Genomic DNA, 25872 nt, shown 5'->3' on the forward strand with positions numbered 1-25872 from the left:
TGGTTTTTTAAATCAATTTTTCTTCGACGGCCATTTTCACCAGTTCGGCGGCATTCTTCACCTGAAGGCGACGCATCATGTTGGCGCGGTGGTTGTCGACGGTTCGGACCGAAAGCTGGAGTTTTTCGGCAATTTCACGGCTGCTCATGCCATCGACCAAAAACTGCAGGATTTCTTTTTCTTTCTTTGAAAGCTTGGAACGCCGGATTTTGCTGCTACGTTCCGTCTTTTTCAACTGGTGCATGTAGCCGTTGAGAATAATGGTGGCTACGGGTGAGCTGAAATATTTTTCCCCACTGGCAATGGTTCGCAGTGCTTTCATCATCTCATCGCTCGATGAGTCTTTCAGAATGTAGCCAAAGGCCCCGGCTTCCACCGAGCGAAGAATGTAATCTTCGTTGTTGTGCATCGACAACATCAGCGTTTTGATGTTTTTATACAGACGCGAAATGATCTGTGTCGTCTGAATACCCGACATACCCGGCAGGGAGATGTCCATCAAAACCACATCCGGTTGCTGGGTCTTCAGTTTTTCAAGAGCTTCTTCTCCATCGCCGGCTTCGTCGACAATTAAAAATTCATCGTTTTGTTCCAGCAGAGAGCGTATTCCGTTTCGGACGATAGAGTGGTCATCAACCAGCATCAACTTGAGTGTACTCATATTCCTGGTGTGCGAGTTTAAAAGGTATACTGACTTGTACTTTTGTGCCTTTGTCGGGCGCCGATGATATTTTAAATTTTCCGTTGATCAGGGCCGCCCGTTCATTCATGTTGTGAATGCCCTGCGAAGGCCGCTTGCTGTCTTCTTTCCGACTGCGGTGGATCCGGAACCCTTTGCCGTCGTCGTTAACAATCAGGTGCAAATAATTGTCTTTTTCGAACAGATCGATCGTGATCTGGTGCGGGTCGGCGTGGCGAAGGGCATTACTGACGGCCTCCTGCGCAATGCGGTAGACACCAATCTCAACGCTCTTATCTAAACGTGTATTTGATAGATTAGTATGAAAAATAATATCGATGGTACTGTCTTTGTCGTGCGTATCGGCCAGCATTTTCACGGCCGGAACCAGCCCGAAGTCGCTTAAAACCGTCGGCATCAGGTTGTTCGACACGTTTCGGGTCTCCTGAATGGTCTGCGAAATCAGGTTTTTCAGAACCGTTAAATTTTTGGTTCCTTTGGTCTCGCCACTCAGACTTTTCTCAAAACTTTCGACCTGCAGCTTGATCGCCGTCAGCATTTGTCCGATGCCATCGTGCAACTCGCGCGAGAGCCGTTTGCGCTCTTCTTCCTGGCCGGCCACGAGGTAGGAAGTCCTCAATTTCTGCTCGTCCATCTGCTGCTGGTATTGCTGGCGGGTGGCATCGAAGAGTTGCTGGCGGGTTTCTTTCAGGGCGCGGTTCAGCGAGAGGAGCTTGCGGTTGGTGGTGGCGGTTCGGGTTTCGGCTTCGACCAACTGGGCAATAATCCCCTCAAATTTATTTACGGCGGGCCGCAGAATGAACCAGCCCGCAAACACGAGGGCCAGCAGGATAAAAAGGTAGATGACAAACCCGATGAGTCGGGTATCTTCCACATTCGCCAGCGTTTCGCGGGTATATTGCTGAACGACTTCGTCCATTTTGTCTAAAAAGGGCTTTTCGTTCGCCAGCAAAGCGGTTAAATCGGCTTCGGTGATGAATTTTTCGGGGTCAGTGGCACGATCGGCCTGAAGGATGAGTTGCTGCATACTGTCCCGAAAACCCGAATAATATGGTTTCAGGGATTGATACCGGCTTTTAACGCTGTCACTGTTCTGAAGCAATACCGGATTTCCGGGTACAGTGCCCTGTTCAATGTGCAGTTGATTCGTCTGAAATTGCGCGAACAGTTTCTTGATTTCGGAAAGGGTACGCTGGAAATTGGGCAACTCCGAAGGGCGGGTCAGTTGGAGAACTTGGCTCACAAGTCGCTGACTCTGATGGCGTTGCGCTGAAGCCATTCGAATGACCAGTACCCGTTCGGATTCGCGCCGGGTTTGAAACTGGCTCACGATTTCAGCAGCCGTTAACAGCATGGCTATGAACACCAATGTTGTTAAGAACAGGCGGTTGAAATGGCGGGCCGAAGGCTGAGAGGTCTGGGGTATAACGTTAACTACTTCCGACACGGTTTTATGAGGCAACCACGTTGATTAAGGTAAAGGTAACAAAAATTGTGATAATTGCAGGATGGAGGTGGTAACTTATGACTTTCGCGCCTAAAAACCCGAACCAAACCCCACCGAGTGTTGTTTTTAAACCAGAAAACGACGTAGATTTGTAATTATCTGAACGCGACCTCATCATGAAAAAAAATGTCTGCTTCATCGCTCTTTTAGGACTGCTGACTCTGGCAGCGTTTACCCCCGCCAAAGTGGTGAGTAACCGTTCGGTGGCAACCGTTGCTGAGCCCGTCAAACTGTCGTGGGAAACGCTGCGCGATGTGACTTTCAAGAAAAAATGGTATCCCGAAGAATCCGTTTACATGTTGTATCCCACCTTCGGTGCCGGTATTCAGAAACTGAGCGGCAAACCGGTCGAGTTGACGGGATACGTGTTGCCCGTTGATTATGAATCCAATCTGTACGTTCTGTCGGCTTTTCCGTATAGCGCGTGTTTCTTCTGCGGAGGAGCAGGGCCGGAATCGGTGGTATCCCTGAAATTCAAGAAAAACGGCCTCAAGTTTAAAACCGACGAGCGCCGGACCTTCCGGGGAACCCTCAAACTGAACGCTGATAATATCTACGAACTGAACTATATCATCGCGGACGCCGAGATGGTGGAGCAATAATAGAAACGCTTCAAAATTAGTACGCCATGCCATTGCGTGGCGTTTTTTTTGAAATCTGTCAAAAGCTTCATTGCTTTTTCTACAAAATTTCCCATCTTTGCACCACGAAAAAAAGGGGGTATAGCTCAGTTGGCTAGAGCGCTACAATGGCATTGTAGAGGCCGTCGGTTCGAATCCGACTATCTCCACCAAAATTCGTTAAAAGCCCCGGACTTGTCGAGTCTGGGGCTTTTTGATTTAAATGTAAAATGAGCAATGATGAACGCTAAATGTAAAAGTGCTGAGCGGCAACTCCTTTTACATTCGACATTCATCCTTTTTCATTTAACATTTTCTCCCTTTCTTTTACCGGCAGAAAACTTTTCTTCGTATCCTTGGGTGATACCGGCGCGTTATTCCGATAAACCACTAAAAAGCGTATGAATTCAACCCAAACTCTACCCAGAGAAGTCGCCCTGATTGCTGACCGGGAACGAACGATGGAACGAATCTATGCCCAAACCTATCCGATGGTTCGCCATTATATCCGGGAACACGGTGGTTCGGAGGAGGACGCGAAAGATATTTTTCATGAGTCCATGATTCTGTATTACGAGAAAACCGTTCAAGACCAACTGACGTTGACGTGTTCGGTCAGTACGTATCTGATGGGGATTTGCAAAAACCTCTGGCGGCAGCAGGTGGAAAAACAGCGTCAAAAGACGAATTTGAATGAAACCCAGACCGACCTCGTTTGGGACGAACCGGAAGACGAAAACGAACTGCCGTCACTCAAACTGATGACCTTTGTGGAGCAGTTGGGCGAAACCTGTCAATCCATTCTGGTTAGCTTCTATTATTTCGGTCAGCGGCTGGAGCAGATTGCCACGCGACACGGTTACCAGTCGGTTCGCTCGGCCACTGTGCAGAAATACAAATGCCTGGAACGGCTGCGCAAGGCCGTCAGTCACCTGTCAATTGGTCACTTTAAATCCTGATGGCGATGCGTCCCGAATTAGAAGAAGTTCAACTGCTGGAAGCCTATCTGCGCGAAACCCTGCCTGAAGAGCAACGGATTGACGTCTCCGTCCGGCTGCTCTGGAATCCGGACTGGCAACAGAAACTGGCAGCCCAGAAACTGGCCTATCAGGCCCTTCGCCTGGCCGGACGCCAGCAATTGCGTCGCGAATTAGACGCCATTTACATCCGTCTGTTCGGTTAATACCGGCAATACCAACCTCGTTTTATAGATTCTTCAACTGGCTTAAATAGAGCCGGAGGGCATTGCTGTGCCTGAACTGCGCATTTTTCATCCCAAACCATTTACTGATTTATGTATTATCCCGAACTGAGCCAACGTGAGTTCCGTAACTTCGCCGTACACGGACAAAACCTGAACGGTCTGACGGTCGATCGCTACCTGCACCAGGTGGAAAATATGACCCGGTCGGTTATTGAAGAGCGGCCCATGAATTTCCGCGAGGTCGATGTATTTTCCCGCCTGATGGCCGACCGAATTGTTTTCCTCGGTTCGGCAGTCGACGACAACCTTGCGAACATCATCATTGCCCAGATGTTATTTCTGGAATCGGCCGATGCCAAAAAAGACATCTTGCTGTATATCAACAGCCCCGGCGGTTCGGTATATGCCGGGTTGGGTATCTACGACACCATGCAATATGTCCGGCCCGACGTCGCGACGATCTGCACCAGCGTGGCCTTGTCATTTGGGGCGGTTTTGCTCTGCGCCGGAGCACCGGGTAAACGCTCGGCTTTGCCCCACGCCCGTGTCATGATTCACCAGCCACACGGCGGAGCGCAGGGCCAGTCCGTCGATATTGAGATAACGGCGCGGCAGATTGTTATTCTGCGCAATGAGCTCTACGAAATCATGGCCCGGCACAGCGGACGTTCGGCGGAAGAAATTGAACGGAATGCCGACCGCGATTACTGGATGAAAGCCGCAGAAGCCAAAGCGTTCGGTTTTATCGATGAAGTGTTGCAACGGTAACTGATCGGTTCCGATGTCGGGGCTACCTGATTTTGTGGGGCAGGATAGGGGCTTAAAAGCCAGAAATAGCCATCTTTGTGACACTGCATCACAAACCGGTTAGAACCAGCCGGTCTTCGGAGAATTAAATCAGCCGCAGTGATGCGGCTTTTTTTATGGACTTACTTGAAATTTTTGACGCCAGCAACCAGCCGCTGGGCTTTACCAAACCCAAAAAAGAAGCACACCGCGACGGCGACTGGCACCGCACCTCTGAAATCGTCGTATTGAATGATCGTGACGAAGTGTTGCTGAGTCTTCGTCACCCGGACAAAACGGTTTTGCCCAATTTCTGGGACGTCTGCGTCGGTGGACACGTTGATCCGGGCGAGAGTTATGAGCAGTGCGCGATGCGGGAGGTGGAGGAGGAAATTGGCGTGCGGCCCAAAACCGGCGAGTTGCAGTTTCTGGGCATGGTGGCCGTGGAGGTAATCGACCCGGCTGTTTCGCTGATCGACCGGGAACACGCGGCTGTGTATGTCTTTCGGACCCGCCGGACGCTCGATCAGTTCGTCATGCAATCGGATGAAGTGGCGGATTTGCGGTTTATGCCAATTGCGGTCGTCCTGGAAGAATTTCGCACGGGTAACAATTCGCTTCGGTATACGCCACCGCAACACACCTATTTGCGGACGCTTGAAATGGCAGCCGCTTTCCTGAATGACAGGGTTTAAAAAGGCCGGACAGCTTTCACAAACCGGCCTTTGAAGTAACTCGAAAACAGATTGTCTTCCCGAACACCCCGCGACGAAGACGCGTGAATAAACATGATGTTAGATGCCCCGCGAACTTCGGTAACAATTCCGGTGTGCGAAACGTACCCGGATTTTCCGTCATCCGGCACGAAAAAAACGAGATCACCCGGTTGAATCTGAGGGACTTCCACTTCATAGCCCACTTCGGATTGTTGCCAGGAAACCCGCGGCATTTGCAGACCAACGGTATTGAAAGAAGCAAAAATTAGCCCCGAGCAGTCCATGCCTTCCGAGGTCTGACCGCCCGTGCGATACGGTGTTCCGGTGTAGGTTCGGGCAATTTTCACCACCTGCGGCACATACCCTTTCTGGTAGGTTTGCGTATCGACAGTTTTCAGCGGTTTGCCGACCGGTTTCCGATTGGCCACCGCCGGTTTTCGCTGGGCGGGCGGGGTGTAATGCGAAGTTTTGAAAAATGAACAGGACGACAGCGTCAACACCAGAAGAGCAGTAGGCCACAATGGGCGAAGTAAAGTCCTCATTCGTAGTGGTTTAAGTTGTATCGTATATGGTTTAATTTACCGAATGCGTCAACCGTCAGAAAAACAGGAATGCAAGGGGTTAAACTATTAAATCTTCATCGTTAAGGCAATACGCTTGCGCTGCAAATCAACTTCCAGCACTTTCACCTGTACTTTCTGATGCACACTGACGACCTGACGCGGGTCGGAAACGAACTGATTGGCTAATTGCGAAATGTGAACCAGTCCGTCCTGTTTGACGCCGATATCGACAAAAGCGCCGAAAGCCGTTACGTTCGTCACCACGCCCGCTAGCAGCATGCCCTCCCGCAGATCTTCCGGTTTTCGGACCCGCTCGTCATATTCGAAAACGGCCAGCGTTTCCCGCGGATCGCGACCCGGTTTTTCCAGTTCGGCCAGAATATCGCGGAGTGTTGGCAGCCCCACTGTTTCGGTAACGTACAATTCGGGCTTTATCTGCTTTTGAAGGTCCGTTTTTTTGACTAAATCGGTCACCGTGCATTTCAGATCGCGGGCCATGCGTTCCACCACAGCGTAACTTTCCGGGTGAACGGCGCTGTTGTCGAGCGGATTTTTGGCTTGATCGATGCGGAGAAAACCGGCACATTGCTCGTAGGCTTTCGCACCCAGCCGGGCCACTTTTTTCAACTGGTCGCGGGATTGGAACGGGCCGTTTTGCGCCCGGTATTCAACGATGTTCTGCGCCAGTTGTGGCCCCAGGCCCGAAACGTAGCGCAACAAATGACTGCTGGCGGTATTGAGCGAAACGCCCACCTGGTTCACGCAGCTTTCCACCACCCGATCCAGGCTGCTTTTCAGGTCATTCTGATCGACATCGTGCTGGTATTGCCCCACGCCAATCGATTTGGGATCAATTTTAACCAGTTCGGCCAGCGGGTCCATCAACCGGCGACCGATGGAAATGGCGCCCCGCACGGTTACATCCTGATTCGGAAATTCCTGCCGCGCCACTTCCGAAGCGGAATAAATCGATGCGCCCTGTTCGCTCACCATGAACAACGGGATGGTTTTGCCGAAATTCAGGCTTCGGACAAAGTCCTCGGTTTCGCGCCCGGCGGTTCCGTTGCCAATCGTAATGGCTTCAATCTGATGCTGAGCGACCAGTTTTAGCAATGTCTGTTGCGCCTGTTCGCGACGGCTGTCGGGGTAAATAACGTCGTTGGTCAACAGATTCCCCTGGGCATCCAGACAAACCACTTTGCAGCCGGTTCGAAAACCGGGGTCGATGGCCAGCACCCGCTTCTGCCCGAGTGGGGGCGACAGCAGCAGTTGGCGCAGGTTATCCGCAAAAATTTTGATGGCTTCCTGATCGGCTTTTTGCTTCGAAACGTTTTCAAATTCGGTCTCAATCGACGGTTTGATGAGTCGTTTGTAGCTGTCTTTGATGGCCATCGCAACCTGATCGATGCTTTCGGACGAGCCGTGTCGCAAAAACTGCCGGTCCAGCCGTTCGAGGGCGGTTTGTTCATCCGGCGAAATACTGACCGCCAAAATTCCTTCCGCTTCTCCGCGCCGGATGGCCAGCAAACGGTGGGAGGGAACCCGGCGGAGCGGTTCGGCAAAGTCGAAATAATCCTTGTATTTGATCCCGGCGGTTTCCTTGTCTTTTTTGACAACGGCCCGGATAATAGCCTCCCGTTCAAACAGATTCCGGATCCGTTGCCGGGCGTCGGCGTCTTCATTGATCCACTCCGCCATGATGTCGCGGGCGCCCTGCAAGGCGTCCTGAACGGTGGTCACCTGCTCGTTCAGGAACGACGCGGCTTTGCGTTCCACGGTATTTTCGCGCTGACTGAAAATGAATTTGGCCAGGGGCTCCAGTCCTTTTTCAATGGCGATGGTGGCGCGGGTTTTTCGCTTGGGTTTATAGGGCAAATACAGATCTTCCAGTTCGGTGACTGTGCCGGTAGATTCGATTTTCTGGCGGAGTTCCGCCGTCAATTTGCCCTGATCGGCAATGGATTTCAGGATGGTTTCCCGCCGTTTGTCGAGTTCGACCAGTTTTTGGTGGGTATCTTTGATGGCCCCGATCTGCACTTCGTCCAGTTGACCTGTGGCTTCTTTGCGGTAGCGGGCAATAAATGGCACAGTGGCACCGTCGTCGAGCAACTGAACGGTTTGGGCAACCTGCCGGGCGTTCAGATTGAGCAGGGCAGCAATGCGCGACGTCAGATTGCTGGGGTCAGGGGATGGGCTCATGGAGTCGATTTACTGAATGAAGCCGCAAAAAAAGCACGAAAGGATGGTTTGTCAACAAAAAAGAATCAGAAATACCGGCTGACAGCGGTAAGGTGTTCTGATTCAGCGGGCAAAAAAAAACATGCCACCAGGCATGTTTTCTTCTTGAAACTCAAACGGCTCTATCTTTCGATTATACCAGTTCTACGTTTACAGCGTTCAGACCTTTTTTGCCACGTTCAACTTCAAATTTTACTTTGTCGTTTTCGCGGATTTGGTCGACAAGGCCCGTCGAGTGAACAAAAATGTCCTCGCCTGGTGCATCCGGCTTAATGAAACCGTATCCTTTGGTTTCATTAAAAAATTTTACTACTCCTGTTTGCATTGAATTGTGATTGAAAGAATTTGTATAAAGGACTATTTTTTTATATTTCTTTCCAAATTTTTATAACATTTTTTTGTGGGCAAAGGCCACTTATTTAGGCTGGAACGGTCTATTCTCCTACATTTTGAATCGAAGTACCCCTAAATAAGCAAAGAAGATCAGGTTGGCTTCTTCGCCCTTTTGCCGTTAAATCCGACAGTCCAGACAACTTTCGTAATCCTCGTGACCGGGCGCATACACCCCGTTGACGTTTACCAGTCGATTCACCGGGATTGATTCACCGGACGCCAGCGTGACGGAATCGCCCTCGGCTTTGGTAGTCATTTCAGTCATAATGGACGTCACCGAAATTAGCTCGTTCAGGTCGGTGGTGTAGAATATCTTGACATATTTCCGCAGCGCAATCAGCGAGCGAAGCATGTCTCTGTAGGGTTCTGTGAGTGTTGTCATGTGAAACAAACCAATGTTCTATCCAGATAACAAAATTTGATTGAAACAGGCTCCTGATTGGTGAATTATTTTACCGTGTATTCCTGTTCTAAGTATAACTATTGTGAGATTTAAGATTCCCGGTTTTTTGCATTTTTAATCTTGTTTTAATATAAACAGATCAAACTATGCCACTTTTAAGGACGGCTTAATCTGGTTTACATCTTTTTTTAATGCCGTTATGCTTCCTTTGTGACTATAAAATATCCTATCCTCATGAAATACGATCCCTTCTTTTTCCTCTCCTGTATCATGGGAGATGAATTGTATAAATTGAACTCTACCAAGACTGAACAGCTCGATTACCGGGCGCTTGAAGAACGTTTCAAGCAAGTCTGGAACCAACCGATCGATGATTTTTACCTGAGCGGTTTACCCCCCGTGATCCGTCGAAATGCGAGACGTGACTTTATTTAATTGATGCCGATTCCGTTGTCCCCGTAAACTTGTGAAAGATAACTCCAACCTCTGGTGGGAAGGCTGTGCAGCGGGAGGTTGGAGGTTTTGTCAGGCGGCCTGAAATTGTTGAATGCAAAGGTGCTGGAGCAGCATAATGGTTTTCCCATCGACAATTTCGCCCTCGGCAATCATCTGCATGGCTTGTGATAAGGGCATTTCCAGTACGTCGATTTCTTCTTCCTCAATGCCCCCTCCGGTTCGCTTTTCGGTTGAATCGGAATAATCTGCCGTGAAAAAATACAGCTTCTCCGTGACCGATCCCGGACTCATGTAGGCTTCAAAAACTTTCCGGATGTTGGTCACAACAAAACCGGTTTCTTCTTCCGTCTCCCGGCGAATCGCATCTTCCGGGTTGTCATTATCCAGCAAACCGGCGCAGGATTCGATCAGTAAACCGCTTGCATTGCCATTGACGTAGGTCGGCATCCGGAACTGGCGCGTCAGAATGACGGTATTTTTTTCCGGATTATGCAACAGAATCGTCGCGCCGTTTCCCCGGTCATAGGCTTCCCGGGACTGCGTCTCCCAAACCCCATTTTTGCGCTGGTAGTTAAAAGTTACTTTCCGCAAGGTGTACCAGTTGTCCGATAATACTTCCTGCCTGATGAGCTGAACCCGAGAATTATTCATTCGTATTGGTTGTTATTGATCGTTTTTGATTATTTTTGAACAAAATAAAAACGTAGCGATGAATTTTCCAATCAGAAAACGGCTTATTTTACAAACGGTCGAAGAGAAAGGGTCTGTCGAGGTAAAAGAACTGGCCGAACTCCTGCAAACTTCGGAAATTACCATTCGCCGGGATTTAACGGCACTGGCAACCGACGGGTTGATATACCGAACGCATGGTGGTGCTATGAAAGTGGGACTGGCCGTCAATCCGGTGCAGTTTGTGAACAAAACCGCTGTCAATTCGGAGAACAAGGATCACATTTGCCGGCTGGCAGCCCAGGAGATCAACGAAGGGGAGGTGGTGTTTATGGATTGTGGGAGCACGGTTTTCCGGCTTTGCCAGTTTATCCGGAACAAACGCATTCAGGTGATAACGAACTCATTGCCGGTGGTCAACGAACTGATGCAGTCGGAAGTGAGGGTGAATCTGGTGGGGGGAGAAGTCGATCAGAAACGACAGGCTGTTCACGGATTGATTGCCCATGAACACGTGGTCCGCTACCACGCCCACAAAGCGTTTCTGGGTGTCGACGGTATTTCGGCGCAGCACGGACTATCGGCTCATAGCGAAACCGAAGGCGGGATGACGCTGGCGATGGCCGCACAGGCCGAAACCGTGTATCTGTTGTGTGATTCGACGAAACTGGAAAAAGACAAATACGTGCAGTTTGCTCCGCTGAGCCTGATTCAGGTTCTCGTAACGGACTCCAAGGCCCGGCCGGAGGTTCTGGAATTGTACCGCGAACAAGGCGTTCGGGTGTTGAATTAATTCAGGGAAGTATTGCCGTTCGAGCGTTTCCGGCTCGATAAATCTTCGTAATTCCCGGTCAGAATTGCAGCCTGGTGCAGCAATTCGACGGCCTGGATTTCATCGTACAGAATATCGAGTTTGCGCTCGATACGACCGATTTCGGCAACGGCATTCTGATACGCAAAGAAGTCGTCCTCCTCGCTCCGGTTTTGCATGGATTCGGCCAGGAGGTATTTACCAGCCTGGAGCACGCCCCACGATGCCCGTAATTCATGTAAAATCGGGCTGTATTTGGTCACTTTCAGAACTCGCATTCTCAACAGCGGTTTTCGCACGCAAAGATATACAAATTTAGAAGCCGACCATTACGATGGTGCTTAGTTTACGGTTTTTGGTTTACGGTTTTCGGTTTTCGGTTTACGGTTTTCGGTTTACGGTTTTCGGTGGCTGGCGCATTCATCCTGTTCGTGCGTCAGTCACCGAAAACCGTATACCGAAAACCGTAAACCTTATTTACATCAATTCAAAGTCAACACATTTCCCCGCTTCGACGGTGAACGTTTCGGAGAAACTCTGGCCGTTGGCGGCCCGGAATTCGAGCTCATGCTCACCCGCTTTGACGGTGGTGACGGGCGAACCTGTCGCGTCGCAGGAAGGAGCAGAAGTCGTTACTTTGCTTAGTGTTCCTATTTTGGTGCCGTCGACGTAGCAATCCACCTTAATGGTTTCGATCGCGTTGTTGGCCGACCAGAATATCACCCGGCCCGAATCCGGTTCGACTTCCGTTTCTTTTTTACAGGAAACCGTGACGCTCAGCAAAAGCACGGCACACAGGGATTGCAGGCAAAACCGGGTTAAAAAATGGCTGGAAAAGATAGGCAAGAAGTTCATAGTAGTACGTCGTTGTTGTCGTTTGTCGGGACAAAGGTGTCTACGTTGGCTGTGATCCGAAAACAAATTTTATCTGAACTGTTGAATTGAATATGTGAAACGGTAAATAACTTATGTCAACAATCCGGGGTGGATCAGGTTAAAAAATCAAACAAAAACAAACGTGGGGTATGGAAAGGCAGACACTCGAAAATCTGACAACCCGTGAAGAACGGAGCCCGTATGACGTCGCCGAAGACGTGAGAGGAATCAAAAATGGCTTTGTTAACATCTATTTTATCGGAGAATCGCAACCCGGTGGGAAGTGGGTTTTAATTGACACCGGAACACCATCCGGCGCAGATCTGATTCTGAAAAAAGCCCGGGAATGGTTTGGCGATTCCAACCCGCCCCAGGCCATCGTGCTGACGCACGGCCATTTTGACCATGCCGGATCGCTGGAAGCCTTGCTGAAAGCTTGGGGAACGGTGCCGGTTTATGCCCATCCCCTGGAATTGCCGTTTTTACAGGGAAAGTCGCATTATCCACCGCCAGACCCATCGGTTGGGGGCGGGGCAATGGCCTACATGTCGTGGATGTTTCCAACGGCACCTTTTAATTTGGGTGATCGGATTCGGCCGATTCCGGCGGATGGTCTGATTCCGGAATTGCCCGATTGGAGAGTCATCCATACGCCCGGCCACTCGCCCGGCCATATCTCGCTGTTCCGGGAGAGCGACCGGAGTCTGGTGGCGGGTGACGCATTTACCAATACCGATCAGAACTCGGCGTTTGCGGTAATGACCCAGAAGCAGGAGCTACACGGCCCCCCGGCTTATTTCACGATTGACTGGGAAGCCGCGAAACGCTCGATTCAGGAACTGGCGGCCCTGAACCCGACGTCGGCTGGTACCGGGCATGGAAAAGCAATTCAGGGCATCCAGCTCCCGCAACTCCTGGAAGATTTAGTTCTCCATTTTGAAAGCCGGGAAGTGCCGAAAGGAGGTCGGTATGTGAAGCAACCCGTGCATTCGGACGAGGAGGGCATTGTCGATATGCCGGCCCCGATTTCGTACCATGTTACCCGCATTCTCAGTATCGGCGTCATCGTCGGTACGGTGATGCTGCTTTTGGGAAGCAAGCGCAAGAAATAAGGCGCTGCGCTGATCATAAACGTATAATGAACCGGAAGCCCCGATTGTTACTGGTAAATCCGGTACGTTCGGGGCTTTTTCATGCAAATCATTTAAACACCGCAGCCTGGAATAGCGTTTTAGAAGTAAGTTAAATCGAACTCACGTATGGAACGCCGGAATATCATCATTTTAGTAGGAAGTACCGTTATTGTCGTTTTAGTAGCTTGGTTTTCACTCAGGCATTTTGGCTTATTCAATAAAAATGATGTTCCCGCTGAAGGCTGGGACCGCTCTCAGGCCGAAGTGGTTATGCGGCAGTTGTGCCGGGCTGCAGATTCGGTCGGGATAGATACCAACCGGTATTCATTCCTGGAATCCGACACCAAAAAGGAGTTTGGTGAGAAGTTCACCGGTTTGCTGCTGGAACTACGCTACGGATTAAAACCGTCCCGGATTACGTATAACAAGATCCCGGAAAAAATCGACACCGTCTGGGCGATTGCCATGCTGAAAAAAGACGAAGGGAAGTCGGCGTTGGATTCGCTGCGGAAAACACCGGTTTTCGGACATTATACCACGCTGGTCAGTGCCTACGTCAAATTAAGGAAAAACGCGCCCTCCGATACCGGGAAATACATCCGGCAAACATTGAATTTTTATCGCTATCTGAATCGCTTTGATTTTGACCGGTTTTTGGTCGTTAATGTGCCGGCGGCCCAATTGAACATCTACGACCGGAGTGGTAAATGCCTGCTGCCGATGGACGTGATTGCGGGGAAAAAAGACACCAAAACGCCATTTTTTACAACCTATCTTACTGATATCATTACTTATCCCTACTGGAATGTGCCGCGTGGCATTGGGCTGAAGGAAATTCTGCCGAAGGTGCAGCAAAGCGCAGACTATCTGGAGAACCAGAATATGGAGGTGTTGAATGAAAAAGAGCAGGTGGTCGATCCGTCCGAAATTGCCTGGGAAGAAATGTCCGCCGAAAATTTTCCGTATCGGTTTCGGCAGGCTTCCGGGTGTAACAACTCCCTGGGTTTGATCAAGTTCAACCTGACCGGGCCGGGGGCTATTTACCTCCACGATACGAATGCCCGTGACCTGTTTGACCAAACCAGCGACCGCTGGCGGAGCCACGGCTGCATGCGGGTGCAGAAACCGGTTGAACTAGCTAACTACCTGATGGGAACGCCGGTGCTGGACGAGGGATTCATGAACCGCTGCATGGTCGATCAAAAACCGCAAACGTTGACGCTGCCCAAACCGTTCCCGGTTTTTGTGGTCTACAACCGGGTCGATGTCGATGAAAAAGGGCAGTTGCGTTATTACAAAGATGTCTATGACCTGGACGGTCGACCGATGTAATTACAGCAGAAACGTTGATTTTTGCAGATAATCCGGGCTTGGTGAATAGACAAACAGGCAGGAACCGCCTTTGATGGCCTGAATGATGTCTTTGCTGACCGCGTTGGCGATGGCCGGGCAACCCTGGCTACGGCCCAGCCGACCGGTTTTGCGAATAAAATCTTCGCAAACATAATCCGCTCCGTGCATCACGATGGCACGGCTAAAGGCGTTATCGTTAAAACCCTGTTCCAATCCTTTCAGTTGAAGCGACAAACCGTGTTTGCCTTGGTAGGTATTAAGGGTTTGGTAGAATCCCAGGCTAGACTGGAAAGAAGAAAAAGTGTTTGAAAACGAAGCCGCCATCAGTTCGCCCGAATTCCGGCCGTGGGCGACGTAGGTCTGAAACAGCAATTTCTGTTGATCGAGATCGATGACATACAGCCGCTTCTTGTTCGACGGCTGGCTCAGGTCAACGATACTCAGAATGGATTTTGCAAACTTGGTTTTCTGTAACCCACGCAGGGCGTAGTCAAATACCTCTTTTTGAAGCCCCATGCGTTCCAGGTTCAACCCGTCGTAAACCCCCGCCCAAAGGGTGGTTTTGTCAACCACGGTGTGGGCGTTGGCTCTAACCGTGGTGCCAACACTGGCAAGGCTAAGCGGGAGAATGGCAAGGAGAATCAGCAGCGCTTTTTTCATAAAACGTTGGTTAACTGGTTAATATGTAAAAAGGGATGTAGAGAATTAACGCCAACAAGGTCATAATAATTCGATAGTTTCATGAATTTCTGCCTCAAGCTTCAGAATTGTATTTTCATCTTAGTCCTTATGCTCTGGGGTTCAGCGACTTTGGCACTGCCGGTTGTTTCCATTGTAAAGTACAAAAAAAACGGCGAAACTGATTATACATCGGCGGCAGTCCGGGCAATCGCCGATTTGAAAAGGCTGGGTGGAGGCACGTTGACTTACCCCGCCGGGCAATATGTGCAGGGGCCGGTCGAAATCACCGGATCGGGAATCAGCATTCAGGGAGCCGGTCTGGGCCGGACCTTTCTCATCCGGAATTCCCAGCGCGGTTATGCGTTCTGGGCCAACCGGAAGCAGCGGGTTTTTATTCGGGATCTCTCCATCGACTGCGACAAAAGTCCGATTGAGGGCGGTATATACTTCGGCGGCTGTACGGCCAGCGGGGCCGACCGGGTTTCCATTCAGAATGCCGATGCCAGCACGTTTGTCGTTGAAAATCAACTGTTCAATGCCGGAAACGCAACTGCGGTTTCGGATCGCAATGTTTTTCGAAATTGCCGGGCCAGTGGTCAGAAACGGTATCACGAAGTCGGCGGAAAATCCCCTTTTATTGCCGGTGGATACGCCCGCAATACGCGTTTTGAATTCTGCACCGCTACCGACTGCGTGGGCGATGCCTTTGATAGTGACAATGCGCCCGGCACTGTGTTTGTGCGTTGTGTCGCCCGAAATACCAAAGGAATCAGCCCCTATGCCGGTTTCTGGTCGGAGGGCGAGCAAACGGATTCGGACCACCGCGTGACGTGGAGCAATTGCAAAGCGATCGGCTACCGGGTTGGGTTTGGCGTTTCGGAGCGCGTAAAAGCCACCATTCAAAACGGAGAGGCCGAAAATTGCGTGAATGCCGTAAAAGGGTTACATTACCAATACCGCATTGTGATCACCAATTTTACGGCCCGGAATTGTGGCAAAGGGCTGGAAGCGACCGACACCGACGGCGTTTTGACATTCAGCGGCCCGGTTACCCTGACCAAAGTACGCACCCTGAATACCGTCGCCCGAAATTCATTTTCCAACTACGGCGGAGGCACTTCCACCAACGAGGAGACGATTATCGGGCCGGGTTGCGATTTTGACAAAGACGCATACATCAGTTACGAAAATTCCGGTTCGCGCCGGATTACGGTCGATGGTGCTACCTTTCGGGGCAGCAATATCCGGTATTACAACGGGCAGTTGACCGAGTTGCTGGTTAAAAATAGCCAGTTTATCAACGGCGGCATTGTGGGTGCCCGAATCAAACAAAGCCGGATTACAGCCGGTAGTCGGTTCAGTACGACCGACAGTACCAAAACCGCCATCCAATTGAGTCTGGATTCGTATAATACCACAGTCGATAACGCAACCTTTGAAGGGTACAACCGGGTGTCGAACAACGCAAAAATGGGAACCGGTGTCCGGCAAACGAACCGCCGGCAACCGCGATAAACCTGAAACCAACGAACAACTATGTCCCCTTACGAAGACGCCGTGGTGCGTGAATTACACGTCTGGCGACAGAAAATGATGCGCAGACCGTCGGCCGTCAACCGGCTTTCGAAGAACCTGCAGACGCGGATGAACAAGTTCATCCCTGAGAAAGTGCACCAGGCTATTACGGCGACCATTAAGCAAATGACGCGGGCGGTGTTGTTTGGCGCGGAGTTTCTGACCCGGCAGCCGGTGCTGGAACCGCTGTCGCTGGAAGAACGGGAGGAGCGGGTTCGGGATCGCATTGCGTTCTACAAAACCGCCGGAGCAGCAGAGGGGGGTGTCACCGGCGCGGGCGGCATTCTGTTGGGGCTTGCCGATTTTCCGTTGTTACTGGCCCTGAAAATGAAGCTGTTGTTCGAAATTGCGGCCATTTACGGGTATCCGGTCAACGAATACAAAGAGCGGCTTTATATCATGCACATCTTTCAACTGGCGTTTTCGAGCCAGGAGCGTCGGCAGTTCGTTTATCAGCAGATGCTCAACTGGCAGGCCAAAAGCCAGCAACTTCCCGACGACATCAACCAGTTCGACTGGCGCACCTTTCAGCAGGAATACCGGGATTATATCGACCTGGTCAAAATGGCCCAGTTGGTTCCCGGTATCGGAGCCGCTGTCGGTCTGGTTGCCAACTACCGTCTGCTCGACTCCCTTGGCAAAACCGCCATGAACGCCTACCGGATGCGGTGGGCAGAAAGGAGGGAGTTGGAGAGTGGTATGTAGTTTACGGTTTTCAGTTTACGGTGGCTGACGCATGCTGGCTGACACGTTCAACTCATTGAGCCAGCATGCGTCAGCCACCGTAAACCGAAAACCGTAAACTTATTTTATTTCCTTGCCGGATTGATCATGATATGCGCCCGGTGGGTGCCGGGGTCCATGATCCAGGGCATGCCGGGTGCTTCGGCTTTCAGGGGCAGGCCGGTGCTTTCGGAGGTGGCGTAGGGGATATAGACGACCGACCGGAGGTAGCCATTTTTTACTTCGCCCGTTGCCGCATTGTAGCTGGAATCGGGGGCCGAATAAACGAAGAGGGAAGATGGCTGCTTGGGCATTTTCCACTTGCCGGCTTTTTCTTCTTCTTCCCGGATTTTCATGATTTCAGCCGGAGATTTTCCTTCTTTTTTCAATTCCCGACCGCGGGCCATGAAGGGTTCCAGACCCTGGTGGTAGCAGGAAACGTTGAGCCCTTTCTGCGTCGGATCATCCGCCAGACAGACATAATCGTTCGTTCCTTTTCGCAGCACAATCATTTCATTTTTACCAGAATAACCCAATACCGTTGCGCCATCGCGTTTGTCGGAGGGAGCGGCCAGGACGGCGGTTTTGATTTGCAGGTCGGGCGTCGGGGCGGTCGTTTGGGCCAGGGCATTGAAAGCACAAAAGCCCGAAAGTAGAAAGAAGGTAAATTTTTTCATGGGATTCAAAAGAGAGGGTTTGTCAGCCTTAAATCGATCGATCACCGGCATTTATCCAAATTTATGAAAAAATACCGGTGATCGACAGACTATTTACACAGGATAGGATCAATGATGATGCCCGCCCGGTCCGTGTACGTGTTTGTGCGTCACCTCTTCTGCCGTAGCATCCCGAACGTCGATGATTTCGACATCGAAGTTCAGCTCCTGACCAGCTAAAGGATGGTTGGCATCGATCATCACCTGATCGTCGTTCACTTCCGTAACCGTTACTACCTGGCCCTGATTGGTCTGAAACTGCATTCCGATCTGCACCGGCTGACCGCCAAAAGCGCTGATGGGAACCGCCTGAATCATTTGCGGATCCGGAACACCGTAGCCGTCTTCGGCAGGCACCTTGATCTGAAATTTGTCGCCGACGGATTTTCCGGCCAGTCCGTTTTCCATACCCGGAATGAGGTTTCCCTCGCCGTGGAGATAATATAATGGATCCCGTCCTTCGCTGGAGTCGAGAATATTGCCGTCGTTGTCGCGCAACGTGTAGTGTATGCCGGCAACTTTGTGTTTGGAAATTTGCATGTTTAAAATATTGAATAGAAAAACAAAGGTGATATAGTTTGAGAAAGGATGCAACTAATTGCCCGATTCTACGCTAAGATTACGGTCGTAAGATGACCCAAAATGAAATATTCACCGGTCATGCCCCGTTAACCCAACTACATTTAGACAACAAAAGGAAGGCTGAATGTGTTAAAAAGGGATAGTAAATTCTCGACGTTTTGTTTAACAAACTAATTTTCATCATGCAGAAAAAAGCAGTTTTCGCAGTGGCAGTGGCACTAGGCCTGCTGGTTGGTGCCAACAAAACCGTGGTTGCTCAAACGGTTCAGGACACTACTTCGCGCCCCGCATCGCAATCGAACCCGTTGGGAAGCAGCACATCGGTTTCGACCCAAAGTAGTGCCAACGCCTACGGGCCGATGGGAGCAGGACGTGAATCGCGGGGTGGCATGGCTCCCGGCGGCTCAACCGGCCGCGATCTGGCCATCAGCGCGGCCAAATCCGCTGATCATACGGTTTTATTCCGGGCGATGCGGGTTTCCGGATTGTCGGAACAGGCAGCGGGAAAAGGACCTTACACGGTTTTTGCCCCTACCAACGAAGCGTTTGATAAGCTCCCCGCCGGAACACTCGACGGGTTGTTGCAGCCAGCCTCCAAATCAAAGCTGGTGAAGCTGTTGTCGTATCACGTCGTCAAAGGAAATTACACCTCTGATCAGTTGCAGGACGGACAGAAACTGAAAACAGTTACGGGCGGAACACTGACCGTTGGCAAGCAGGGTGATGCCATCACCATCACGGATGGACAAGGCAATGCCGCCACCATCAACCGCGCGGATCTGGAAGCCACGAACGGGGTTATTCACTCGGTGGATGCGGTTCTGATGCCCGCTGAAAAAGGGAAATAGAGGAAGCTTAAAATTTAGGACTTACGTTTGATAATTATGATGTACTCGCCTTTTGCCCCTAAATCCCCTAAAGGGGACTTGGACGTGGATTAATCCGGATGCGTAAAGTCCCCTTTAGGGGATTTAGGGGCGAAAGGCGAAAGTCCTAGAATTTTTAATGTAAAATGAAGAATGTAAAATGCTAAATGTAAAAGTTTTCGCCCGCAGCGACTCACTTTTACATTTAGCATTTTACATTCTTCATTTTACATTTATTACTACCTTTCCGGCAAAAGAAAACTTCTCCTTCTGCTTTTGCCATGCTTTTTCTGTTCCTAAGCATTTTGCTTTCGGTTGTTCTGCTGCTCAATTTCCGGATGTTTCCCCGCTACCGGGTCAATACTTTTCAGGCAATTGTCTTCAACTATCCGGTTTGTTTCCTGACCGGTTTTCTGCTGCTGCCCCGCAATCAGCCTTTTTCCATCGATTTTTCCCAAACCTGGACGTGGCTTGCCCTGGGTCTGGGCGTTGCATTTATCATCACGTTCATTCTGTCGGGCCTGTCAACGCAGCGAATGGGCATTACAGCCACGTCGCTGGCGAATAACATGTCGCTGGTGATTCCGGTCTGTTTCAGTCTCTTCGTCTTTCAAACCGGTGGAAAAACCTTCGATGCATTGAATTACCTGGGTTTGATTCTGGCGGTGGTGGCCGTCGGATTGAGTACATACAAGAAGCAGGAAGGCCAAACCGTGAAAGCCCTGGGCTGGAATACACTCTTGCCGGTGGCGGTTTTTGTGCTCTACGGAGTCACCAATACAATGATCAATTACATGAACATCCGGTATATTCCATCGACTGATCAAACATTGCAGGTGACGTTGACGATGGTACTGGGTGCCATTGCCGCCGGTATGGTTTTGCTATCGAGCCGGCTAATTCTCGACAAAGAAAAGATTGAACGCCAGACCGTCGTGGGAGCCATCACCCTGGGCATTCCGAATTTCCTGAGTTTTTACACCCTGTTGCTGGCACTTTCCGAATATGGCGGCAATGGCGCTTTCGTTTATCCGCTCTACAACATCGGCGTTATTCTGGTGGCGGCTTTGTCGGCCCTGCTCTTTTTCAAAGAAAAACTGCTGGTCATCAACCGAATCGGGCTGGCTCTCGCCATTGTCGCCATCGGTTTGATTTCCTGGCAGGAACTGGCTCAACTGGCGATAGGAGTTAAGAATTAAGAGTGAAGAGTGAAGAGTTGGCTGCCGCGTATTGTCTTCACCCTTAATTCTTAACTCTGCACTGCAAACTCTTCACCCAATATTTCTGTTACTCCGAAAAACCTTCCAACTGTTTTCTTTGTGAATACCGAAACCAAGAGTGGTCAGATTTTTGACTGGATTACCCTGCGACGGCTTTATGCCTTTGTAAAACCGTACCAGCTCCATTTTTACGGGCTTATTCTGATTATTCTGTTGAGTGCGGTGCTGGCTCCCGTTGGTCCGTTGCTGATTCGCTACACCATCGACTCCAAAATTGCCACCGGCGATTATCCGGGCCTGACCAAAATGCTGATTTTGATGATCGCAATTCTGGTTTTGCAGGGCATTATTCAGTTTTTCAATACCTATCTCTCCGGCTGGCTGGGGCAAAATGTGATTCGGGATATCCGGGTTCAGCTCTACCAGAAAGTCCTGAAACTCCGGCTGAAATTTTTCGATAACACACCCATCGGCCGTCTCGTGACCCGCACCATTTCGGACGTTGAAACGCTTTCTGACGTCTTCAGCGAAGGCATGGCCGCCATCGTAGGCGATATTTTGCAACTGGTGCTGATCATCGCTGTCATGTTTTACACCGACTGGCGGCTTTCGGCCATCAGTTTGTCGATGATTCCGCTGATGTTACTAAGTACATACGTCTTCAAGGAAAAGATCAAAGTATCGTTCAACGAAGTGCGGACCGCCGTAGCCAACCTCAGTTCGTTTGTTCAGGAACACATTACCGGCATGAACATCGTGCAGATTTTTGGCAGCGAAAAAATTGAAGAGGAGAAGTTCAGACAGATCAACGACGAACACCGCAAAGCCAACATCCGATCGATCTGGTACTATTCCGTCTATTATCCGGTGGCCGATATTCTGTCGGCAGCCGCCACGGGTCTCGTGGTCTGGTACGGTGCCAAAGCGATTCTGAACCAGGAAGTTACCTACGGAACGGTGACGGCTTTCATCATGTTCATCAACCTGTTTTTCCGCCCCATCCGGATGCTCGCCGACCGATTCAACACCTTACAAATGGGAATCGTGAGCACCGACCGGATTCTGAAACTGCTGGACAGCGACGATTTTACGCCCAACACCGGCACGTATGCGCCCGCAACCTGGCGGGGTGAGGTGGAGTTTAAAAACGTCTGGTTTGCCTACAACGACGACAATTACGTTCTGAAAGACATCAACTTTACCGTGAAAGAAGGCGAAACCGTCGCCTTTGTCGGTGCCACGGGAGCCGGGAAGTCGTCCATTATCAATTTATTAAGCCGGTTTTACGACATCAATCGGGGTGAGATCAAAATCGACGGCGTCGAGGTACACGAGTATAAACTGGAAGCGTTGCGCCAGAGCATTGGCGTTGTTTTGCAGGATGTCTTTCTGTTTTCGGATACCATTGAAAACAACATCACCCTTGGTAATAAAACCATCAGCCGGGAGCGCATTGTCGAAGCGGCCAAACTGGTGGGCGTGCATGAATTCATCGAGCGATTGCCGGGCGGTTATGAGTACAACGTGATGGAGCGCGGTTCGACGCTTTCGGTGGGACAGCGGCAGTTGATCTCGTTTGTTCGGGCCATGGTTCACGATCCCCGCATTATGGTGTTGGACGAGGCCACGTCGTCGGTCGATACCGAAACGGAAGGGCTGATTCAGGATGCCATTGGAAAATTGATGAAAGGGCGCACGGCCATCGTAATTGCCCACCGGCTTTCCACCATCCGCGAAGCCAACAAAATTATTGTTGTCGACAAAGGCAACATCGTAGAACAGGGAACCCACGAAGAATTGTTGCAGCAGGAAGGCACCTACGCGAACCTGTACCGGATGCAGTATAAGGAGATGGTTTAGTTAAGAACTGATACGTTAAAAGTTAAGAGTTAAAAGTTTAAAATAGGCTGGCACACACTTTTTAACTCTTAACTTTTAATTCTTAACTATTTTTTGGGTTCCGCGCCCGCCAGGGCGTAGGCGATTTTTTCGTTTAGATTTTCATCGTTGGACGGATCTTTGTCCATGCCCGACGGGATGCGCCCGGTTGGTTTCGGGCTGGGTTGCAATTCCGTTTCTTCCTTGCTGGGCGTTGGCCCGGTTTGATCGATTACTTCTTCATCGGCGTTCGGATCGTTGTCCATATCCGACGGAATATCCTTTAAAGGAGTCGATTCCCTGACCGGATGAAGGTTCGGATTTTGTGAGGGTGTCATAGTCTTGAGTTGATGGTATCCCCCTATAACCACCGCTTTGGCCGGGTTGTTTTCAGAACTGGACTACAAAAAAGGTCAACCCGGAAGGAGCTGACCTGAAATTTTAGCGGAAAGGCTGGGCGCGTTGGGTGGTATCGGGCGGATCGACCTGCTCCGGAGCAGACGGTTCAATGAACAGCGAATCGGCTGGAATGTCAACATCCGTTGAGTCCGATTCATCCTCTTCGTCATCATCGTTTCCACCGGGACAATTCAGATAATCCTTCGTTATTTTAACCGTCGGTTTATCAAAAGGACCCTGATAAAGCTTCAGCGCCTTGTCCTGATATACTTTCTCCAAAAACCGTCCCACCAGCGGCAAGGCGGTTTTGGCACCTTCACCCATATCAGTCGACCGGAAGTGAATGCTGCGATCATCGCCACCCACCCAGGCCCCCACTACCAGATCACGGGTGACTCCCATGAACCAGCCGTCGGAGTTGTTGGAGGTGGTTCCGGTTTTTCCGCCCACCTGGTTCCGGTTTTTGAACAAATCGTACGACCACAAATTTTGCGATGTGCCGCCCGACTCTTCCAAACCACCTTTCAGCATGTGGAGCATCAGAAAAGCCGACTCTTCCCGAATGGCCTGTTTTTTCTCGGGTACAAATTCTTCAATGACCTTGCCGTTGCGGTCTTCGATTCTTGTCACCAGCAACGGTTCGGTATGTACGCCGTTGTTTGCAAAGGTGCAGTAAGCTGCTACCATTTCATACAGCGACACGTCCGAAGAACCCAAGCCGACGGACGGAACAGCCGCCAACCGGCTTTTAATACCGAGCCGGTGGGCGTATTCCACAACCCGCTGGGGCGTTGCGACGTCATTGGTCAACTGGGCCGTCACCGAATTGATGGAGCGGGCCATGGCCCGGCGCAGGGTCATATTGGAATAGGAGAATGATCCGGCCGAATTTTTGGGTGCCCAGAAATCTTCCTCGCCTTTTTCGTTGATGTACTCCTTCCGGAACGGTTCATCGCGCCGACGGTCGCAGGGGCCTAAATTGATCGTTGAATCGTCGATCACCGTAGCATAAACGAACGGTTTGAAGGTCGAACCCGGTTGCCGTTTTCCCTGTTTGACGTGATCGAACTGGAAAAAGTTATAGTCGAGGCCACCAACCCACGTCCGGATAAAACCGGTATGCGGGTCCATCGCCACCAGACCGGCCTGCAAAAACCGCTTGTAGTAGGCGATTGAATCCATGGGCGACATGTACTTCTTCTTCGGGCCGTTCCAGGAGAAAACCGTCATGCTGTCTTTTTTCTCCTTCATGTAATACTGGATGGAATCCGGCTGATTCGGAAATTTCAGTTGGAGCGCCTTATACCTTTCCGTCCGCTGGGCGACTTTGTCCAGAAAATCCGGAATTTCCTTGCCATCTTCGTCCGTCCAGGGGTTTCGGCCCGACCAGTGGTTGTCGAACGTCCGCTGCAACAGCTTCATTTTCTCCGCAACGGCTTCTTCGGCCAGGGCCTGCATCCGGGAGTCGACGGTGGTATAGATGCGTAAACCGTCGGTATACAGGTCATAACCGTTTTCTTCACCCCACTTTTTGACGACCTCGACCACCGCATTTTTGAAATAATTGGCCGGACCGGAATACGGATTGTCGGGGCTGTAGCGCGTTACGAGGGGTAATTCACACAGTGAATCGGCTTGTGCTTTGGTAAGGTACTTGTATTTTTCCATTTGCCGGATCACCACATTCCGGCGGTTGCGCGACTTCTCGAAGTTTCGTTTGATCAGGGGGTTATACGTCGTCGTCGCTTTCTGCAAGCCTACGAGAACGGCGGATTCCTGCACGTTCAGTGTCTCCGGCGATTTGCTGAAATACGTCCGGGCCGCCGTCTTGATCCCGTAGGCATTGCTGCCAAAATCGACAGTATTGAAATACATGGTCAGGATCTGCTCCTTCGAAAAATTCCGCTCCAGTTTGATGGCCATCAGCCATTCTTTGGTTTTCAGAATGATCGTTTTCACCAGCGGAACATTGTACAGCAATCCCCGCGACTGCCGCCGACGGGTTTTGAACAGGTTTTTGGCAAGCTGCTGCGTTATCGTGCTGCCTCCGCCGGAGTTGTTACCGGTTAAGACGCCATAGACGGCCCGGCCCAGGCTTCGGGTATCGATGCCCGAATGCTCATAAAACCGCACGTCTTCAGTGGCAATCAGGGCGTGAATTAGGGAGGGCGATAAATCTTCGTATTTGATGGGGGTGCGGTTTTCGGTAAAAAACCGGCCGATCATGACTTTGTCGTAGGAATAAATTTCGGAAGACTGAGAAACCTTGGGGTTCTTCAAATCCTCGACGCTTGGCATTTCACCGCTGAGATAGAGGAAATTGGATTCAATGGAAAGGATGTACAACAGAACCAGCACAAAGCCGAAAATAAGCGTTTTGGTGGTCTGGTAAAAGATGCGGAAAGCGAGTGATCGGGTGTCGAAGCGGGCGTTGATCCAATTTCGGTAGCGTTGTCGAACGCCCCGGTAGTAACCGACTGCTGAATCGACACGCTCTTTTCCGAGAAGACCCGACATCATGCGGTAAACCAGTCGTCTAAAGCCGTTGCTTATGAGACCGAAAAAGCCGGTGATGCCTTGCCAAAGGGTACGAAGCTGCCCCCAGAATTTACTCATGCCTGGTATTTTGACGGTTAAAATTGAAGAACGGGTTCAGTTGACGTCGCACCACTGAGAGGATGCGCCTGATGTCCGTCTGATTTCAAAAAAGTAAAATTAATTCGATAGGCAAAAAAGACGGATTGAAAAATCCGTCCCTTAGAGCAAATATAACGGAAATTTAGACGATATAATATGAAAAAAGC

General features: G+C 50.6%; 28 protein-coding genes and 1 tRNA gene. 15 read left to right on the forward strand and 14 right to left on the reverse strand.

What is annotated here, in order from left to right:
- Positions 1-7: 7 nt before the first annotated feature.
- Together ACS5NO_RS11160 and ACS5NO_RS11165 are read right to left on the reverse strand one after the other, a co-directional pair.
- The gene (locus tag ACS5NO_RS11160) at positions 8-661 is read right to left on the reverse strand and encodes a response regulator transcription factor (RefSeq protein ID WP_486284516.1); all 654 of its coding nucleotides are present in this window, start codon (positions 659-661) and stop codon (positions 8-10) included.
- The gene (locus ACS5NO_RS11165) at positions 633-2054 is read right to left on the reverse strand and encodes a sensor histidine kinase (RefSeq protein ID WP_439415229.1); all 1422 of its coding nucleotides are present in this window, start codon (positions 2052-2054) and stop codon (positions 633-635) included. The genes ACS5NO_RS11160 and ACS5NO_RS11165 overlap by 29 nt, the downstream gene beginning before the upstream one ends.
- A 269-nt stretch (positions 2055-2323) precedes the next feature.
- On the opposite strand from ACS5NO_RS11165, the gene ACS5NO_RS11170 reads away from it, so the two are divergent.
- From ACS5NO_RS11170 to ACS5NO_RS11195, 6 genes are all read left to right on the forward strand, one after another.
- On the forward strand, positions 2324-2809 hold the full coding sequence (locus tag ACS5NO_RS11170; protein ID WP_114404727.1) for a DUF3299 domain-containing protein: 486 nt from the start codon (positions 2324-2326) through the stop codon (positions 2807-2809).
- A gap of 114 nt (positions 2810-2923) precedes the next feature.
- Positions 2924-3000, forward strand: a tRNA-Ala gene (locus tag ACS5NO_RS11175).
- 228 nt (positions 3001-3228) lie between these two features.
- Entirely contained in the window at positions 3229-3786 is a 558-nt protein-coding gene (locus ACS5NO_RS11180; RefSeq protein WP_439415230.1) for an RNA polymerase sigma factor, read from the forward strand.
- Positions 3787-3791: 5 nt separating this feature from the next.
- Positions 3792-4010 carry a hypothetical protein gene (locus ACS5NO_RS11185; protein WP_439415231.1) on the forward strand — a complete coding sequence of 73 codons (219 nt, stop codon included), beginning with the start codon at positions 3792-3794 and terminating at the stop codon, positions 4008-4010.
- 111 nt (positions 4011-4121) lie between these two features.
- On the forward strand, positions 4122-4799 hold the full coding sequence (locus ACS5NO_RS11190) for a ClpP family protease (RefSeq protein WP_439415232.1): 678 nt from the start codon (positions 4122-4124) through the stop codon (positions 4797-4799).
- A 155-nt stretch (positions 4800-4954) separates the two neighbouring features.
- Positions 4955-5512, forward strand: coding sequence for an NUDIX hydrolase (locus ACS5NO_RS11195; RefSeq protein WP_439415233.1), 558 nt, complete (start codon positions 4955-4957; stop codon positions 5510-5512).
- Here ACS5NO_RS11195 and ACS5NO_RS11200 read toward each other — a convergent pair.
- From ACS5NO_RS11200 to ACS5NO_RS11215, 4 genes are all read right to left on the reverse strand, one after another.
- Positions 5509-6075: a C40 family peptidase gene (locus ACS5NO_RS11200; protein ID WP_439415234.1), complete on the reverse strand. Its 567-nt coding sequence runs from the start codon at positions 6073-6075 to the stop codon at positions 5509-5511. The genes ACS5NO_RS11195 and ACS5NO_RS11200 overlap by 4 nt on opposite strands.
- Positions 6076-6162: 87 nt before the next feature.
- The gene (locus tag ACS5NO_RS11205; protein ID WP_439415235.1) at positions 6163-8295 is read right to left on the reverse strand and encodes a Tex family protein; all 2133 of its coding nucleotides are present in this window, start codon (positions 8293-8295) and stop codon (positions 6163-6165) included.
- A gap of 172 nt (positions 8296-8467) precedes the next feature.
- A complete protein-coding gene (locus tag ACS5NO_RS11210; protein ID WP_114404734.1) occupies positions 8468-8659 on the reverse strand; it encodes a cold-shock protein in 192 nt (63 codons plus the stop codon).
- A gap of 186 nt (positions 8660-8845) precedes the next feature.
- Entirely contained in the window at positions 8846-9109 is a 264-nt protein-coding gene (locus ACS5NO_RS11215) for a hypothetical protein (protein WP_138990463.1), read from the reverse strand.
- A gap of 255 nt (positions 9110-9364) precedes the next feature.
- Here ACS5NO_RS11215 and ACS5NO_RS11220 point away from each other — a divergent pair, with 255 nt between their 5' ends.
- On the forward strand, positions 9365-9565 hold the full coding sequence (locus tag ACS5NO_RS11220; protein WP_439415236.1) for a hypothetical protein: 201 nt from the start codon (positions 9365-9367) through the stop codon (positions 9563-9565).
- Between the two features lie 90 nt (positions 9566-9655).
- Here ACS5NO_RS11220 and nudK read toward each other — a convergent pair whose 3' ends face one another.
- A complete protein-coding gene (gene nudK, locus ACS5NO_RS11225; RefSeq protein ID WP_439415237.1) occupies positions 9656-10237 on the reverse strand; it encodes a GDP-mannose pyrophosphatase NudK in 582 nt (193 codons plus the stop codon).
- A gap of 58 nt (positions 10238-10295) precedes the next feature.
- Here nudK and ACS5NO_RS11230 point away from each other — a divergent pair, with 58 nt between their 5' ends.
- Entirely contained in the window at positions 10296-11048 is a 753-nt protein-coding gene (locus tag ACS5NO_RS11230) for a DeoR/GlpR family DNA-binding transcription regulator (protein ID WP_439415238.1), read from the forward strand.
- Here ACS5NO_RS11230 and ACS5NO_RS11235 read toward each other — a convergent pair.
- Entirely contained in the window at positions 11045-11344 is a 300-nt protein-coding gene (locus tag ACS5NO_RS11235; protein ID WP_114404737.1) for a hypothetical protein, read from the reverse strand. The genes ACS5NO_RS11230 and ACS5NO_RS11235 overlap by 4 nt on opposite strands.
- Before the next feature lie 199 nt (positions 11345-11543).
- Entirely contained in the window at positions 11544-11921 is a 378-nt protein-coding gene (locus ACS5NO_RS11240) for a hypothetical protein (protein ID WP_439415239.1), read from the reverse strand.
- A gap of 170 nt (positions 11922-12091) precedes the next feature.
- Between ACS5NO_RS11240 and ACS5NO_RS11245 the strand changes: the two genes are divergently transcribed.
- Both ACS5NO_RS11245 and ACS5NO_RS11250 read left to right on the forward strand, forming a co-directional pair.
- Positions 12092-13054 (forward strand): MBL fold metallo-hydrolase, encoded by a 963-nt coding sequence (locus ACS5NO_RS11245; protein ID WP_439415240.1) that lies wholly within the window; start codon positions 12092-12094, stop codon positions 13052-13054.
- A 147-nt stretch (positions 13055-13201) separates the two neighbouring features.
- Complete coding sequence (locus ACS5NO_RS11250; protein WP_439415241.1) at positions 13202-14407, forward strand: L,D-transpeptidase family protein; 1206 nt, start codon at positions 13202-13204, stop codon at positions 14405-14407.
- Here the strand turns inward: ACS5NO_RS11250 and ACS5NO_RS11255 are convergent, their stop codons facing one another.
- The gene (locus tag ACS5NO_RS11255; RefSeq protein WP_439415242.1) at positions 14408-15088 is read right to left on the reverse strand and encodes a murein L,D-transpeptidase catalytic domain family protein; all 681 of its coding nucleotides are present in this window, start codon (positions 15086-15088) and stop codon (positions 14408-14410) included.
- A gap of 129 nt (positions 15089-15217) precedes the next feature.
- On the opposite strand from ACS5NO_RS11255, the gene ACS5NO_RS11260 reads away from it, so the two are divergent.
- Both ACS5NO_RS11260 and ACS5NO_RS11265 read left to right on the forward strand, forming a co-directional pair.
- Positions 15218-16624: a hypothetical protein gene (locus ACS5NO_RS11260; RefSeq protein ID WP_439415243.1), complete on the forward strand. Its 1407-nt coding sequence runs from the start codon at positions 15218-15220 to the stop codon at positions 16622-16624.
- Between the two features lie 21 nt (positions 16625-16645).
- Positions 16646-17389 carry an EcsC family protein gene (locus ACS5NO_RS11265; protein ID WP_439415244.1) on the forward strand — a complete coding sequence of 248 codons (744 nt, stop codon included), beginning with the start codon at positions 16646-16648 and terminating at the stop codon, positions 17387-17389.
- A 104-nt stretch (positions 17390-17493) separates the two neighbouring features.
- Here the strand turns inward: ACS5NO_RS11265 and ACS5NO_RS11270 are convergent, their stop codons facing one another.
- The gene (locus ACS5NO_RS11270) at positions 17494-18084 is read right to left on the reverse strand and encodes a hypothetical protein (RefSeq protein ID WP_114404744.1); all 591 of its coding nucleotides are present in this window, start codon (positions 18082-18084) and stop codon (positions 17494-17496) included.
- Positions 18085-18192: 108 nt separating this feature from the next.
- The gene (locus tag ACS5NO_RS11275) at positions 18193-18663 is read right to left on the reverse strand and encodes an FKBP-type peptidyl-prolyl cis-trans isomerase (RefSeq protein WP_114404928.1); all 471 of its coding nucleotides are present in this window, start codon (positions 18661-18663) and stop codon (positions 18193-18195) included.
- 224 nt (positions 18664-18887) lie between these two features.
- Here ACS5NO_RS11275 and ACS5NO_RS11280 point away from each other — a divergent pair, with 224 nt between their 5' ends.
- The 3 genes from ACS5NO_RS11280 (at position 18888) to ACS5NO_RS11290 (ending at position 22651) form a co-directional block, all read left to right on the forward strand.
- A complete protein-coding gene (locus ACS5NO_RS11280) occupies positions 18888-19553 on the forward strand; it encodes a fasciclin domain-containing protein (RefSeq protein WP_439415245.1) in 666 nt (221 codons plus the stop codon).
- Between the two features lie 299 nt (positions 19554-19852).
- Entirely contained in the window at positions 19853-20770 is a 918-nt protein-coding gene (locus ACS5NO_RS11285; protein ID WP_439415246.1) for a DMT family transporter, read from the forward strand.
- Between the two features lie 120 nt (positions 20771-20890).
- Complete coding sequence (locus tag ACS5NO_RS11290) at positions 20891-22651, forward strand: ABC transporter ATP-binding protein (RefSeq protein ID WP_439415247.1); 1761 nt, start codon at positions 20891-20893, stop codon at positions 22649-22651.
- Between the two features lie 86 nt (positions 22652-22737).
- Here ACS5NO_RS11290 and ACS5NO_RS11295 read toward each other — a convergent pair whose 3' ends face one another.
- Together ACS5NO_RS11295 and ACS5NO_RS11300 are read right to left on the reverse strand one after the other, a co-directional pair.
- Positions 22738-23007 carry a hypothetical protein gene (locus ACS5NO_RS11295; RefSeq protein ID WP_439415248.1) on the reverse strand — a complete coding sequence of 90 codons (270 nt, stop codon included), beginning with the start codon at positions 23005-23007 and terminating at the stop codon, positions 22738-22740.
- Positions 23008-23110: 103 nt separating this feature from the next.
- Complete coding sequence (locus ACS5NO_RS11300; protein ID WP_439415249.1) at positions 23111-25684, reverse strand: penicillin-binding protein 1A; 2574 nt, start codon at positions 25682-25684, stop codon at positions 23111-23113.
- Positions 25685-25872: the final 188 nt, after the last annotated feature.

This window comes from Larkinella fluvii, assembly GCF_051857545.1.
GTDB lineage: Bacteria > Bacteroidota > Bacteroidia > Cytophagales > Spirosomataceae > Larkinella.

Excerpts from the sequence above, each read along its gene's own strand:
- nudK (WP_439415237.1), bottom strand. The coding sequence starts at position 10,237 with ATGAATAATTCTCGGGTTCAGCTCATCAGGCAGGAAGTATTATCGGAC.
- ACS5NO_RS11160 (WP_486284516.1), bottom strand. The coding sequence starts at position 661 with ATGAGTACACTCAAGTTGATGCTGGTTGATGACCACTCTATCGTCCGA.
- ACS5NO_RS11260 (WP_439415243.1), top strand. The coding sequence starts at position 15,218 with ATGCTCTGGGGTTCAGCGACTTTGGCACTGCCGGTTGTTTCCATTGTA.
- ACS5NO_RS11285 (WP_439415246.1), top strand. The coding sequence starts at position 19,853 with ATGCTTTTTCTGTTCCTAAGCATTTTGCTTTCGGTTGTTCTGCTGCTC.
- ACS5NO_RS11275 (WP_114404928.1), bottom strand. The coding sequence starts at position 18,663 with ATGCAAATTTCCAAACACAAAGTTGCCGGCATACACTACACGTTGCGC.
- ACS5NO_RS11185 (WP_439415231.1), top strand. The coding sequence starts at position 3,792 with ATGCGTCCCGAATTAGAAGAAGTTCAACTGCTGGAAGCCTATCTGCGC.
- ACS5NO_RS11230 (WP_439415238.1), top strand. The coding sequence starts at position 10,296 with ATGAATTTTCCAATCAGAAAACGGCTTATTTTACAAACGGTCGAAGAG.
- ACS5NO_RS11245 (WP_439415240.1), top strand. The coding sequence starts at position 12,092 with ATGGAAAGGCAGACACTCGAAAATCTGACAACCCGTGAAGAACGGAGC.
- ACS5NO_RS11295 (WP_439415248.1), bottom strand. The coding sequence starts at position 23,007 with ATGACACCCTCACAAAATCCGAACCTTCATCCGGTCAGGGAATCGACT.
- ACS5NO_RS11190 (WP_439415232.1), top strand. The coding sequence starts at position 4,122 with ATGTATTATCCCGAACTGAGCCAACGTGAGTTCCGTAACTTCGCCGTA.
- ACS5NO_RS11255 (WP_439415242.1), bottom strand. The coding sequence starts at position 15,088 with ATGAAAAAAGCGCTGCTGATTCTCCTTGCCATTCTCCCGCTTAGCCTT.
- ACS5NO_RS11200 (WP_439415234.1), bottom strand. The coding sequence starts at position 6,075 with ATGAGGACTTTACTTCGCCCATTGTGGCCTACTGCTCTTCTGGTGTTG.
- ACS5NO_RS11165 (WP_439415229.1), bottom strand. The coding sequence starts at position 2,054 with ATGCTGTTAACGGCTGCTGAAATCGTGAGCCAGTTTCAAACCCGGCGC.
- ACS5NO_RS11210 (WP_114404734.1), bottom strand. The coding sequence starts at position 8,659 with ATGCAAACAGGAGTAGTAAAATTTTTTAATGAAACCAAAGGATACGGT.
- ACS5NO_RS11270 (WP_114404744.1), bottom strand. The coding sequence starts at position 18,084 with ATGAAAAAATTTACCTTCTTTCTACTTTCGGGCTTTTGTGCTTTCAAT.
- ACS5NO_RS11170 (WP_114404727.1), top strand. The coding sequence starts at position 2,324 with ATGAAAAAAAATGTCTGCTTCATCGCTCTTTTAGGACTGCTGACTCTG.
- ACS5NO_RS11235 (WP_114404737.1), bottom strand. The coding sequence starts at position 11,344 with ATGCGAGTTCTGAAAGTGACCAAATACAGCCCGATTTTACATGAATTA.
- ACS5NO_RS11195 (WP_439415233.1), top strand. The coding sequence starts at position 4,955 with ATGGACTTACTTGAAATTTTTGACGCCAGCAACCAGCCGCTGGGCTTT.
- ACS5NO_RS11215 (WP_138990463.1), bottom strand. The coding sequence starts at position 9,109 with ATGACAACACTCACAGAACCCTACAGAGACATGCTTCGCTCGCTGATT.
- ACS5NO_RS11180 (WP_439415230.1), top strand. The coding sequence starts at position 3,229 with ATGAATTCAACCCAAACTCTACCCAGAGAAGTCGCCCTGATTGCTGAC.
- ACS5NO_RS11240 (WP_439415239.1), bottom strand. The coding sequence starts at position 11,921 with ATGAACTTCTTGCCTATCTTTTCCAGCCATTTTTTAACCCGGTTTTGC.
- ACS5NO_RS11220 (WP_439415236.1), top strand. The coding sequence starts at position 9,365 with ATGAAATACGATCCCTTCTTTTTCCTCTCCTGTATCATGGGAGATGAA.
- ACS5NO_RS11300 (WP_439415249.1), bottom strand. The coding sequence starts at position 25,684 with ATGAGTAAATTCTGGGGGCAGCTTCGTACCCTTTGGCAAGGCATCACC.
- ACS5NO_RS11265 (WP_439415244.1), top strand. The coding sequence starts at position 16,646 with ATGTCCCCTTACGAAGACGCCGTGGTGCGTGAATTACACGTCTGGCGA.
- ACS5NO_RS11205 (WP_439415235.1), bottom strand. The coding sequence starts at position 8,295 with ATGAGCCCATCCCCTGACCCCAGCAATCTGACGTCGCGCATTGCTGCC.
- ACS5NO_RS11280 (WP_439415245.1), top strand. The coding sequence starts at position 18,888 with ATGCAGAAAAAAGCAGTTTTCGCAGTGGCAGTGGCACTAGGCCTGCTG.
- ACS5NO_RS11250 (WP_439415241.1), top strand. The coding sequence starts at position 13,202 with ATGGAACGCCGGAATATCATCATTTTAGTAGGAAGTACCGTTATTGTC.